Annotated in this window: 12 protein-coding genes; 4 read left to right on the top strand and 8 right to left on the bottom strand. The window is 41.9% G+C overall.

The annotated features are described in order from the left end of the window. Window positions 1-89 precede the first annotated feature (89 nt). Complete coding sequence (locus ACNPNW_RS13315; protein ID WP_262466726.1) at window positions 90-1202, bottom strand: S-(hydroxymethyl)glutathione dehydrogenase/class III alcohol dehydrogenase; 1113 nt, start codon at window positions 1200-1202, stop codon at window positions 90-92. 121 nt (window positions 1203-1323) lie between these two features. Here ACNPNW_RS13315 and ACNPNW_RS13310 point away from each other — a divergent pair, with 121 nt between their 5' ends. The 3 genes from ACNPNW_RS13310 (at window position 1324) to ACNPNW_RS13300 (ending at window position 4127) form a co-directional block, all read left to right on the top strand. Then, window positions 1324-2880: a phospholipase D family protein gene (locus tag ACNPNW_RS13310; RefSeq protein WP_448767043.1), complete on the top strand. Its 1557-nt coding sequence runs from the start codon at window positions 1324-1326 to the stop codon at window positions 2878-2880. A gap of 167 nt (window positions 2881-3047) precedes the next feature. Then, complete coding sequence (locus tag ACNPNW_RS13305; RefSeq protein WP_423090266.1) at window positions 3048-3485, top strand: hypothetical protein; 438 nt, start codon at window positions 3048-3050, stop codon at window positions 3483-3485. Window positions 3486-3644: 159 nt separating this feature from the next. Further along, window positions 3645-4127, top strand: coding sequence for a pyridoxamine 5'-phosphate oxidase family protein (locus tag ACNPNW_RS13300; protein ID WP_423090265.1), 483 nt, complete (start codon window positions 3645-3647; stop codon window positions 4125-4127). Window positions 4128-4213: 86 nt separating this feature from the next. Here the strand turns inward: ACNPNW_RS13300 and ACNPNW_RS13295 are convergent, their stop codons facing one another. The 7 genes from ACNPNW_RS13295 to ACNPNW_RS13265 form a co-directional block, all read right to left on the bottom strand. Beyond that, entirely contained in the window at window positions 4214-4798 is a 585-nt protein-coding gene (locus ACNPNW_RS13295; RefSeq protein ID WP_044108343.1) for a uracil-DNA glycosylase family protein, read from the bottom strand. Between the two features lie 32 nt (window positions 4799-4830). After that, a complete protein-coding gene (locus ACNPNW_RS13290; protein ID WP_423090264.1) occupies window positions 4831-5541 on the bottom strand; it encodes an SGNH/GDSL hydrolase family protein in 711 nt (236 codons plus the stop codon). A 219-nt stretch (window positions 5542-5760) separates the two neighbouring features. Further along, entirely contained in the window at window positions 5761-6819 is a 1059-nt protein-coding gene (locus tag ACNPNW_RS13285) for a fatty acid desaturase (protein WP_423090263.1), read from the bottom strand. 409 nt (window positions 6820-7228) lie between these two features. Then, the gene (locus tag ACNPNW_RS13280; RefSeq protein WP_004280440.1) at window positions 7229-7972 is read right to left on the bottom strand and encodes an SDR family oxidoreductase; all 744 of its coding nucleotides are present in this window, start codon (window positions 7970-7972) and stop codon (window positions 7229-7231) included. Window positions 7973-8012: 40 nt separating this feature from the next. Then, entirely contained in the window at window positions 8013-8711 is a 699-nt protein-coding gene (locus ACNPNW_RS13275; RefSeq protein ID WP_216986074.1) for a histidine phosphatase family protein, read from the bottom strand. Next, complete coding sequence (locus ACNPNW_RS13270) at window positions 8708-9829, bottom strand: phosphotransferase family protein (protein WP_004731178.1); 1122 nt, start codon at window positions 9827-9829, stop codon at window positions 8708-8710. Before ACNPNW_RS13270 ends, ACNPNW_RS13275 begins: the two co-directional genes overlap by 4 nt. A gap of 52 nt (window positions 9830-9881) precedes the next feature. Beyond that, window positions 9882-11123, bottom strand: coding sequence for an acyl-CoA dehydrogenase family protein (locus tag ACNPNW_RS13265; RefSeq protein ID WP_129717140.1), 1242 nt, complete (start codon window positions 11121-11123; stop codon window positions 9882-9884). A gap of 95 nt (window positions 11124-11218) precedes the next feature. Here ACNPNW_RS13265 and ACNPNW_RS13260 point away from each other — a divergent pair. Next, on the top strand, window positions 11219-11852 hold a 634-nt coding region (locus ACNPNW_RS13260; RefSeq protein WP_448767042.1), incomplete at its 3' end, for a LysR family transcriptional regulator.

Here is an 11852-nt window from a genome sequence, read left to right as displayed (position 1 = left end):
AGGCTTTCATGCACTAATGTATCCTGAATCAAGTGAAAGCCGCATAAAAAAGACCGGCTTGGTACCGGTCTTTTTTAGATTAAAACAGCTTAGTCAAAATGAATGACGGTACGAATTGACTTGCCTTCATGCATCAGCTCAAAAGCTTCATTGATCTGATCCAGTGGCATGGTATGTGTCACAAAAGGCTCAAGTTGAATTTCACCTTTCATGGATTGCTCTACCATTCCCGGCAATTGTGAACGACCTTTCACCCCACCAAACGCAGTACCCATCCATTTACGACCTGTAACTAACTGGAATGGACGGGTTGAAATTTCTTTACCAGCGCCCGCAACACCAATAATCACTGACTGACCCCAGCCACGGTGCGCACATTCTAGTGCTGAACGCATTACATCTACATTACCGATACATTCGAATGAATGGTCTACACCCCAACCAGTTATTTCGACAATCACTTGCTGAATCGGCTGATCATAGTCTTTTGGATTCAGGAAATCTGTCGCCCCAAACTGTTTCGCCAGTTCAAATTTATCCGGATTGGTATCAATCACAATGATACGGCCAGCTTTAGCCTGACGTGCGCCTTGTACTACAGCAAGCCCAATACCACCTAAACCAAATACTGCAACACTGTCACCTTCCTGAACTTTCGCCGTGTTATGTACCGCACCAATACCAGTAGTCACACCACAGCCCAGCAGGCAAACATGCTCATGGTTGGCTTCAGGATTAATTTTCGCCAGAGAAACTTCAGCTACCACAGTATATTCAGAAAAAGTTGAACAACCCATATAGTGATAGATCGGCTCGCCATTATAAGAGAAACGGGTCGTTCCATCTGGCATTACGCCTTTACCTTGGGTCGCACGCACAGCAACACACAGGTTGGTCTTACCTGACTTACAGAACAAGCATTCGCCGCACTCAGCAGTATAAAGCGGAATCACGTGATCGCCCGGTTTCAGGCTGATAACACCTTCACCTACTTCAACGACCACACCCGCACCTTCATGACCCAAGATCGCAGGAAATACACCTTCAGGATCTTCACCAGACAAGGTAAATGCATCGGTATGACACACGCCTGTATGGCTAATTTTTACCAGTACTTCACCTGCTTTTGGTGGAGCAACATCCACTTCTACAATTTCTAATGGCTGGCCTGGACCAAACGCAACTGCTGCACGTGATTTCATGTAAAACTGTCCTTTTTTTGATGATTTACAGATGACTAACAGTAACCTCTTTCTATTCGGAGATTCAACTATTAACATCACCAGATAAGGAATAAAAGATCCTATAATTAATGGAACATCAATGACTAAACCTTCGCCCTTTGTATGTTTGAGCATTTTTACTTTTAGCATCATGCTTTCTGGCTGTGAACTGGCTCCCAACACTGCTGAAGAAGCGAAAATTACGCCGGTTCGACCTGCACACTGGATCGACAATCAACTGTCAAAACAGCAGATCAATAGCGGTAAAACGGCTTTCTTGCCGCTCTATGATGGCTTTATGAGTATGGCAGCGCGTCTGCACCTAATTAACAAAGCCAAATATCATCTGGATCTGCAATATTACATCTGGAAGGATGATTATATTGGCAATATGATCTTGTCTCAATTGCTCAAAGCTGCCGATCGCGGTGTCAAAGTACGGGTTCAGATTGACGATCAAAATGGTACCCAGCTTGATGACAAGCTTCTTGCTCTAAGCCAACATCCAAATTTTGAAGTTCGGATTTTTAATCCCTATAAATTTCGTCATTTACGTGCGCTGGATTATGGCTTCCGGATGAAAAAGGTCAATCATCGCATGCACAATAAATTGATCATTGCGGATGGCACTGCAGCCGTAACCGGCGGCCGCAATATCAGTAGTGAATATTTTGATGCCAGTGAAGATTTTCAGTTCACCGATGTGGATATATTCTTCGCAGGGCAAAGCGTAACAGATGCCAATCAGACCTTTATTAACTTCTGGAATGATGATCTGAGTTATGACGTTCGACAGATCTTGAATGATGCCGGCCATCCTGAAATGCTTAAAAGGCTCAGAACTGAATTTGAACGAGAAGATGTTGACGAAACTGAACTCAAACGCCGGGTGGGCATTGCCGAGAAACAAGTCGAACAACACTTAAAAAAACAACCCATTCACTGGGCGCCGGCTTATTTTGTTGCGGATAGTCCCGCAAAAACCCGTCCTCATGCCAAAAATGGCGATTATATTTATACCCATATGCTCGAACTGATGGGTGAGCCAAAAAAACATCTGGAACTGGTGTCCTCGTACTTTATTCCCACGCAAAAAGGGGCCGACTATTTAACCCGCCGTGCGCAACAAGGTGTGAAAATCAGAATCCTGACCAACTCTTTTCAGGCCAATGATGTGGCTGCGGTGCATGCCTATTATCAGCAATATCGTCAGCAATTATTGAAAAGTGGCATCGAACTCTGGGAATTTAAACCCTACATTGTCCGTCCGGAACGGACCTGGTATGAAATTATGACTGGAGACATCATCCCGGCTAAAAACAAAAATAGCTCCAGTTTGCATGCCAAGTTTTTTGATCTGGATGGCATGGTGTTTGTCGGTTCATTTAATTTTGATCCGCGTTCAGCCTATCTGAATACCGAAGTCGGTCTGGTCATTGAGTCGGAAGATTTTCAGAAGGAAATTACCAGTGCGATGGATCAGTACTTACCACGCGTGGCTTATCAGCTTAAGCTGAATGAAAAAAATGAAATGATTTGGCTAGAACATCAAAAAGATGGCCGTAGCATTCAACATTCACATGATCCGGAAACTACAAAATTCCAGCGTTTTATGATGAATCTGGTGACGAAATTTCCCGGTGAATGGTTAATGTAATGACATTGGAATGACCTTAAAATTACATGCTATGAAAAGCCCGTATTTCGAGAATAGCCGATTAACCTAACTTAGTCCGATCATCTTTTAAAAGGTTTTACAGTCGATTGCGCTTACTTTAGAATTACACTTTTCTCGTATTTTGCGATTGTTCGCCCTCCACTCCCATGCAATTTTTTGATTTAAGCCGTCAGTTTAAGTTCAGTGATATTCTGACGCCTGTAAAAACTCTCCATGATTTATCCCAGCAAGAATGGTATTTGGCCAGAATTCGGGTGGAACATGACTGTCTGTCCGACTCCGATACGGTCGAGGGACAGGTAGTTTTGAAATCCAGTGAAAATATTCAACTTGAACTGGAATGGCTGATTCAGGATAGCGGTTATGAATTACAGGTTTTATTTAAAGGTGTAGAAACCGAAGCCACTGATCAGACCGGTATTATGTTGAAAGGTGCACAACTGGTCGATGAACTGCAGCAAGTACTCTCTGCCCAAGCATTGAGCTTATGGATTGATGGCACTCTTTTGCCGATGTTGCCCGAGATCCGTCAGGAAATTAAAGCACGTTTAAACTTATGGGATTATGTCGAATACGATGGCTAATCGCCGAGTTTTGCATTTTTTAAAGAGCCTATGGAGCTCTTTTTTATAATCTGAATAACGATTTAGATTGATCAAACTGCCGTAGCTTCAGTTTTTTCAGGCAATGCCGAGCTGGGTAACTTGTTATAAAATTTATAAAAATAATAAGAGAATCAAGGCATGATTTCTGATAATGAATGGCAACAGATTCGCCAGGTGGTCGCTGATGCACAACGGGCCGCCATGCATTGCTCTATTGCAACAGTCAACTCCAAAGGCTTTCCTAGTATTACTCCGATCGGAACCGTATTCCTCAACAAAAAGACCAGTACGGGTTTCTTTTTTGATACTTATTCCACTACTTTTTCTGAGAATTTACAGCATCAGCCGATGGCATGCATACAGGCTGTGAACAGTAGCAAACTGTTTTGGTTTCATTCGTTACTTAAAGGTAAATTTAAGCGTTATCCAGGAGTACGCTTATATGCAGAAATTGGGCCTTTACGTCCGGCCTCACCTGAGGAAATACAGCAGGTGGAGTCGCGTATTCGAGCTTTAAAATGGACCAAAGGTAGCCAGTTAATCTGGTCCAGCTTTCATCATGTCCGGGAGATTAAAATTAATAGCCATCGCTGGGTTGAATATCCAAATATGAATAAATAAAGCCAATAACTTACAAATAGTAAGTTTATGTCTTGTCTGTAGCCTAAAACCTCTTTAACCATTTTATCTGATTATTGGATTAAATATTAAACTAGACCCACATGTTCAAACATCAATCGGTAACTTTCGGCTTTTTTCTCTAGAGAAACCGGATATGCTCGAGAAGATGAAGGCATGCGATATAAATACAGATCACGTCCGACAAAATGGGCCTCGCTAGGCTGACCAATACTCGGCTTTAAAGTCCCTTCAGGCATAGACAGCATCATGGTGTCTGTGGCCTTGTCGCCTGTGGTCATAATATGATTGCACTGCGGCATTTGGCTGAGTAGTTGCTCAATATTGGTAGGTACTACAATTTCCAAAAATTTGTCTGAAGCATTGCCCTTTAAACGCCGGATCTGATAGCCACTATCAAAAATCGCAATCCCCGTTTCTGTTAAAAACTCCCGGATCAATTGTTCCTGAAATTTTTTATTGGGTAGATCTAAAAAGTAATCTTTATTTTCAAAGAAAATCAGTCCAAAAATCCGCCACATATCATTCTGATAATTCGGATAATAAAAGTTCATTTTCCAACGCGTTGCAGGTGGCGGGAAGCTGCCCAACATCAGTAATTTGGCATTGGGCGGTAAAAATGGCGGTAGTGGATGGGTTTCAATATCAGACATAGAATTAACTAAATTAAGAGATTTCAACTATTTTAGAAGGTCTTCCGAATCTTGCCAGCTACTTCTTGTCCCCAAAGTGTATAAACTTCCTTACTCGGATGAAAACCATCTGCAGCCATTTGTAAATTCATGGCACGATACTTCTCAATATCATATTCAATCCATTGCATATTCACTTGCTGATTCACAAATTTTTCCAATTTCAAATTCATGTGTTTAGCATATTTGCCAAATAGCCAAGCCAAAGGATTCGGTAGTGCTGGAAACATATTCATTGGCGGCACACCGGCAGCAATAATCAGTTTCGGACTAAATTTTTGCTGGATTTTGCTATAAAGCTGTTCCTGTTTCTGAATCCAGACCTCGGCAGGCATCAGTTTGGTCACGTCATTGACGCCAACTGAAGTGATGATTACATCATAGTGCTGGACTTCCATCTGGTCCAAAGCACGAATCACTTTTGAGCTGGTATCGCCGGTTTTTGCCTGTAATTTCCATTCAATTTCAAAGTCACTTTTCAGTTTATGCAGAATTGCACCCAGTAATGCATCATCCTGATGTTCTACTCCTACACCTGCCGCCGCGGAATCTCCTAAAATGAGCAGAGAAAGTTTTTTGCCTGTTCCGGTTCGACCTTGACGTTTTCCCAGTGGTTCAGGCAACTTCAAGGTATTTTTCTTGACGCGATTACCCTGAATGACAAGTGCAGGAATCAAGGCAATGGTGGCAGCTTTCAGCAACATAGTGGGCTAATTTATATAAAGATATACTTGATTTTACCTGAGTTTATTCTTTTGAACTATTTCCTCAACAGTCATTTTAAATGAATGTTCACCTAAATTTGATTGAGATAGGAGTCTTGCAAAATATAGGCTTAGATATTTTTGTGACATTAAATAAATCACAAATGATAAATATAAAAATCCCGCTTTAAAACGGGATTTTTATATGAAAATCAAAGCTTAGATTTTATACTCATTCCAGCGATTCATACGCTTAAAGGTTCCCACATCATTAAAACGCACACCCACTTCTTTCATCACTTTATGCGCCGTTTTGGACGTCAGTTGACGGATATAAAATGGCTCTTTGACTACAAAATGATGAATCGCATGGGTCGAACCAAAATTACAGCAGAATAACTGGAACGGTACCATCCACCATGGATTGAGCACTTGGGTTTGTTTGATCACATCACGTGGATCAATATCGCCATAATAATGCATATTTGAACTGACAAACTGCAAGCTAAAAGAGCGGATAAAGTTCGAAATCACCCAGATGACTGCTAGCAGATTTACGATCGGCATAGCATCGACAATGCCTTGCGACCAGAGCATCTCATAACCGAATAGTGGTGTAACCGCATTTAAACCATGAAAGACCATAAACAGGTAGCACAATCCATAGTAAATAATGCTGAGAGGTAGAAAGCCGAGTAACTGAGAAATCATGGCAATTTTACGTTCTTTTTCAGGCTGTTTTTCCAGAAAAAGATGAATCATTTTAAACATCTGAAATGGACGCAAATACACTGACATCAACTGGTCACTAATCACCAGAATTCGGCGAATGCCCCAAGGCATACCATTACTGATGCCACGCTCTTCCAGGTCATGTTCAGTGCCTGAATATTTATGATGATGCAAATGTAAACGACGACGTGCCCATGGACTAATCGTGTTTGGACGTGCCAGCCAGACCAGTGCCAGCATCAAATGATGTGCCCAAGGTGTTTTTTTGAAATACATATAATGAATGAGGTCATGTTCCAATTCATGGGTCAATGACGCAAAAATCGCAATCGAGGGAATGGTAAACCATGCTGAGAGATAACCTGTTCCATATGCTACCGCGCATGCAATCATACCTGCCCAGGCAAAGCCTAAAATACTCGCACCTATAAAGTTCTGATGTTTGAGTATGGGATAACGAGCACGCACCTCTTCCCCGGCCTGGGTAACGATACTTCTGACCTTGGAGATTCGCTGCTGGTCAGTCATATCCGCAGATGTAGACATATGGACAACCTTTAATTTCTGAACGGTTGTACATTAAAGGAAATTCTAAAAAAGAGAAGTTATCTTTCCACTTTTAGAGTGAGTATGTCTAAGTTTTGGACAGTTTGGAAAAGTTCTTAAAATTGGCGAAAATTAGGAAAAGTAAAAGATGGTCTTTCTCATGAAACGAAAATTTAAAAGTAATTGATTTAATTGCAAATTCATCAATAAAATAAAAATATAATTTTTGATAATTTAAAACTTTATTTTAATAATCAATATATTAGGATTTATAAAATTTCGCTTTTTTGTAAATTCAAGCTATACATTTTTTAGAAAAAAATACTGATTCAGAAATTTTTCTCAGTTTGTCATAAAAAATAAAAAGAGAAGCGCTCTAGCTTCTCTTTTTATAGATCTAAGAGCGCTTTTAACCTAACTTGTTCACCAGTTTAAGTGGTAATACTTTCATGGCTAGACCGAGTGGCAACCAAGGCCATTTCGGCACATAAGCCTTAACTGGTGCTTTTTCAATTTCTGCTGCCAATAAACGCGAACCAGTTTTTTCATCTACTTCAAAAGGTAGCTTTTTTGCCCCTTCATTAATTTCAGTACGAATATATCCTGGGAAAATGGTGGTCACTTTTATTGGCGTATCGATCAATTCAGCTCGAATGCCTTCCGCTAAATGAGCCACGCCGGCCTTACTTGCACCATAAGCCGTTAAATGTTTTGGCATACCGCGCATTGCACTCATAGATGAAATCATCACCAGATGGCCAGAGTTTTGTGCACGGAAGATTTCAACTGCAGCTTCACATTGTGCTAATGCCGAAATAAAGTTGGTTTCAACCGTGGCTTTATTGATAGCAAAATTACCTTTACCAATCCGGCGGCCCTCACCGACACCAGCATTCACAATAACTCGGTCAATGGTGCCAAAGTCTTCTTTAAAAGCACGAAACACTTCAAACACTTGATCGTAATCGGTGACATCTAGTGTTTTGGCAATGACTTTGATGCCATATTGGCTTTCCAGTTCCTGCTTTAAGATTTCCAGACGCTCCAAACGACGTGCACAAATCGCCAGGTTATAGCCTTTTTTCGCAAATTCACGTGCCATACCGGCGCCGATCCCTGAACTTGCACCGGTAATTAAAATTGTTTTAGCCATGTATTTACCCTATTCCTTTATTTTTCTAGCGTATTAGGTTTTAAATCCAGGTCAATAAGTCTGGACGCTGTGCTTTAATAAAATGATGTTCATTTAAACTGAGTAGGTGCGGTTCATTACCCACCAGACGTAGTGTCGTGATACTGGTATTGGTAATCGCCCAGTTCAGAGCAAAGGTTTTCTCCGGACTAAGGCCCAAAATTTTGCCTACAGCCACAGAAATCACCCCACCTGAGGTATAAACTACTGCATAGCGTGGTCGGCTTTTGGACAACTGGTCACACAGATTTTCTAAGCCGCTTTCCACGCGTGCTTTGAAACTTGGCCAAGATTCATCATATTCATGGTGATAATCATCGCCAGTCCAGCGTGCAATTGCACCGCTAAAAATCTTGCTCAGATAATCCCGTGGATTTTCATGTTCTGATACATCCTGTTTCAGCAATTCAGGCTGATTAAAGCGCGGCTCATAACGGGCGAATACCTGCTGATGATTAAATTCATTCCAGGCACTATCGGTCAGAATCTCACTTTCCGGAAAACATTTGTTCAGTGATAATTGCGCTGTCTGTTGATGGCGTTGCATGGAACCAGCCACCACATAAGGCGCTTCTTTCAGGATTTCGTCAAAATAGCGACCCAAAAGCTTTGCCTGTAACTCGCCGTTGGGCGAAAGTTGATCGTAACTTTCTGCGCCAAAAGAGGCCTGGCCATGCCGGATCAAGTAAATGGTTGTCATTTTGGCATTATCTCTTTAAATTTAAGCACATACTTTTGTGCAATCTCATTGGCTTCCAGTTTTTGCTTGCCAATCAGTTTTAAGGCACGAATATGCAAGGCATGAATCACCACCCAAAAATCCTTGAACGCTGGATTATTAGTCTGTTTATGGTAATAACGATAATAGATCTGCTGGGCAATCACCGCGAGACGGAAAATTCCGAACACCTCATAAAACGCCCAGTTTTCCGGTTGCAGGCCGGTTTTTCCCAAGTAGTAATCCACCACTTCTTTACGGGTAAACATACCTTTTAGATTGGTCGGCTGGCGGCGTGTTGCCTTAAAGATGGCATTGTCAGTATCTTCCACCCAATAGGCTAAAGCAGAACCTAGGTCCATGAGCGGATCGCCGAGTGTCGCCATTTCCCAGTCCAGTACGCCAATCACTTCAGTCGGATTTTCCGGATTTAAGATGACATTATCAAAACGCCAGTCATTATGAATCACACAGGTTTTAGAATCTGAAGGAATATTATCTTTAAGCCAGTTGCGCACATATTTAAACGATGGAACATTTAAAGTTTTAGCCTTTTCATAACGTACATCCCAGCCTTCGACCTGGCGGCGACAATAGCCTTCACCCTTACCGAGATTTTCAAGTTCAGTTCCTTGATAAGGCACCTGATGCAATTCGATCAGTTTATCAATCACATTGATACATAAAGTCCGGATATCGGATTCAGTAAGCTGCAGCTCAGCTGGCATTTTGGCGCGAGGAATAATTCCTTCAAGCCGTTTCATCACATAGAAATCACAACCAATCACTGATTCATCCTGACAAAGCGCGACCATTTCAGGCACGACGGGATAATGTTCAGCCAAGGCTTTCTGCACATGATATTCACGTGCCATATCATGTGCAGATTTGGCTTTGGTACCTTGTGGCGGACGACGTAAAATTAAATCGGCATTGGCATACTGTAAACGGTAGGTCCAGTTTGAAGCTCCGCCTGAATATTGGGTCACTTGCACAGGGCCTTCAACATTCACATTTTGCTGAATTAACCAATTGGTGATGGCTTGTACATCCAGTTCTTCACCTGCACGAACTGCTCCACCTACATCAATAACCGCCATAATTTTTCCTTAAAATTTTTTAATACGTTGCAATTTTCTAGTTAAAGCCAGCTTATTTTTTGCGACGAGTATTGTAGCCACGTTTTGCCAGTTCCAGTTTGGCAATCATGCCCTTATGCACTTCGTCCGGGCCATCAGCCAAACGCAAGGCACGTGCCTGAGCAAAAAATCCGGTTAATGGTGTATCCCGAGAAACACCGGCACCGCCGTGGATCTGGATGGCCATATCAACAACTTTTTCCAGCACACTTGGCGCAACGACTTTAATTGCAGAAATTTCAGTCAGTGCTGCCATATTCCCTAAAGTATCCATTTTATAGGCGGCATACAAGGTCAAAAGACGTGCCTGATCAATCGCAACCCGTGCTTCCGCGACACGCTCCAGGTTGCCACCGAGTTTTAAAATCTCTTTGCCAAATGCGCTACGGCTCATACCACGGTCAATCATCAACTCTAAGGATTTTTCCGCAGCACCAATACAGCGCATGCAATGATGAATACGGCCTGGTCCTAAACGACCTTGAGCAATTTCAAAACCCTGACCGGCGCCACCAATAAAATTCGCTACCGGAACGCGGACATTTTCAAAACTGACTTCGCCGTGGCCATGTGGTGCATCGTAGTCACCAAACACTGGCAGCATACGTTCAATTTTTACCCCTGCGGTATTTACCGGAACTAGAACCATCGAATGCTGATGATGACGGTCTTTTGTTTCATCTGGAGTATGTGCCATAAAAATAATGATTTTGGCGTTAGGATCGCCCAGACCTGATGACCACCATTTACGGCCATTCAAAACAATCTCATTACCTTCCACCATCGCCGTTGCCTGCATATTGGTGGCATCACTGGATGCAACTGCAGGTTCAGTCATACAAAAGACTGAACGGATTTTTCCTTCTAAAAGTGGCATCAGCCATTCTTGTTTTTGTTCTTCAGAACCATAACGCCACAATACTTCCATATTGCCGCTATCTGGCGCATTACAGTTAAATACGACTGGTGCAATCAGGCTACGACCTGAAAGTTCGGCAATATGTGCATATTCCTGAACTGATAAACCTTGGCCACGTTCAGGACAAGGGAGAAACATATTCCAGAGGCCAGCTGCCTTGGCTTTGGCTTTTAAGCTTTCCAGTTCTGCTGGCCATTGCCATTTGGTCCAGTCACCGCCTTGATTCAACTCATGAACCTGCTGCCAGAAATCAGCTTCAACTGGTTCAATTTCCTCAGCAATAAATTTTTTGGTTCTATTTAAATAATCTTGTGCACGTGCTGAAAGCTCAAACATCTCTTTTATCCCTGTAAATATTCTAATTCATACGCTTTACAACACCTTAACCCAAAACCTATTATGAATAAAATGATTTTAACCCATACAATATTATGCATAATATTCATTCCAAAACAGTCATGGACCTGCGAAATTTTCATCGTATCGACATTAACCTTTATCCGCTTTTTATGGCAATTTATGAGCAGAATAGTATTTCTAAAGCTGCACAGATTTTATCAGTTAGCCAGTCTGCTGCCAGTCATGCTCTGCAACGTTTAAGACAGCATTTACAAGATGATTTATTTGTACGTACTGGTAGCAAAATGCAGCCTACGCCGTTTGCGGAACAGATCTATCCTGAGCTGAAGAATGCACTTTTTTCGATTCAAAATATTTCAATACAGCATCAGCAGTTCAGACCAGAAATGATTCAGAGTTTGAAAATTGCCGTTCATGATGAAATTGAGCCAATGATCTTTCCCAGACTCGTTCAGCACTTTCAGCAACTCAATCTGGAAATTCAACTTAGCAGCATGAAGCTGGACCGTAAAAATATAGCAGCAGACCTCGCCTCTCAACAGATTGATTTTGTCATAGATCTGGAACAAAACATTGCTGAAAAAATCCAGTTTGAACGCCTGGTGCAAGATGAATTTGTAGTGTGTACACAATTAACAGAAATGAATGAGCAGATTTATCTTGCCTCGCCTCATATTGGCGTGTCATCACGCCGTACTGGCGTTT

This window comes from Acinetobacter endophylla (genome assembly GCF_053543775.1).
The sequence above is the reverse complement of the archived record's forward strand: the minus strand, read 5'-3'. Positions and strand labels throughout refer to the sequence as shown.

What these genes read in the sequence shown, in the direction of transcription:
- ACNPNW_RS13280 (WP_004280440.1), bottom strand. Translation starts at nt 7,972, where the DNA reads ATGGCTAAAACAATTTTAATTACCGGTGCAAGTTCAGGGATCGGCGCC.
- ACNPNW_RS13285 (WP_423090263.1), bottom strand. Translation starts at nt 6,819, where the DNA reads ATGTCTACATCTGCGGATATGACTGACCAGCAGCGAATCTCCAAGGTC.
- ACNPNW_RS13310 (WP_448767043.1), top strand. Translation starts at nt 1,324, where the DNA reads ATGACTAAACCTTCGCCCTTTGTATGTTTGAGCATTTTTACTTTTAGC.
- ACNPNW_RS13270 (WP_004731178.1), bottom strand. Translation starts at nt 9,829, where the DNA reads ATGGCGGTTATTGATGTAGGTGGAGCAGTTCGTGCAGGTGAAGAACTG.
- ACNPNW_RS13265 (WP_129717140.1), bottom strand. Translation starts at nt 11,123, where the DNA reads ATGTTTGAGCTTTCAGCACGTGCACAAGATTATTTAAATAGAACCAAA.
- ACNPNW_RS13290 (WP_423090264.1), bottom strand. Translation starts at nt 5,541, where the DNA reads ATGTTGCTGAAAGCTGCCACCATTGCCTTGATTCCTGCACTTGTCATT.
- ACNPNW_RS13275 (WP_216986074.1), bottom strand. Translation starts at nt 8,711, where the DNA reads ATGACAACCATTTACTTGATCCGGCATGGCCAGGCCTCTTTTGGCGCA.
- ACNPNW_RS13300 (WP_423090265.1), top strand. Translation starts at nt 3,645, where the DNA reads ATGATTTCTGATAATGAATGGCAACAGATTCGCCAGGTGGTCGCTGAT.
- ACNPNW_RS13305 (WP_423090266.1), top strand. Translation starts at nt 3,048, where the DNA reads ATGCAATTTTTTGATTTAAGCCGTCAGTTTAAGTTCAGTGATATTCTG.
- ACNPNW_RS13295 (WP_044108343.1), bottom strand. Translation starts at nt 4,798, where the DNA reads ATGTCTGATATTGAAACCCATCCACTACCGCCATTTTTACCGCCCAAT.
- ACNPNW_RS13315 (WP_262466726.1), bottom strand. Translation starts at nt 1,202, where the DNA reads ATGAAATCACGTGCAGCAGTTGCGTTTGGTCCAGGCCAGCCATTAGAA.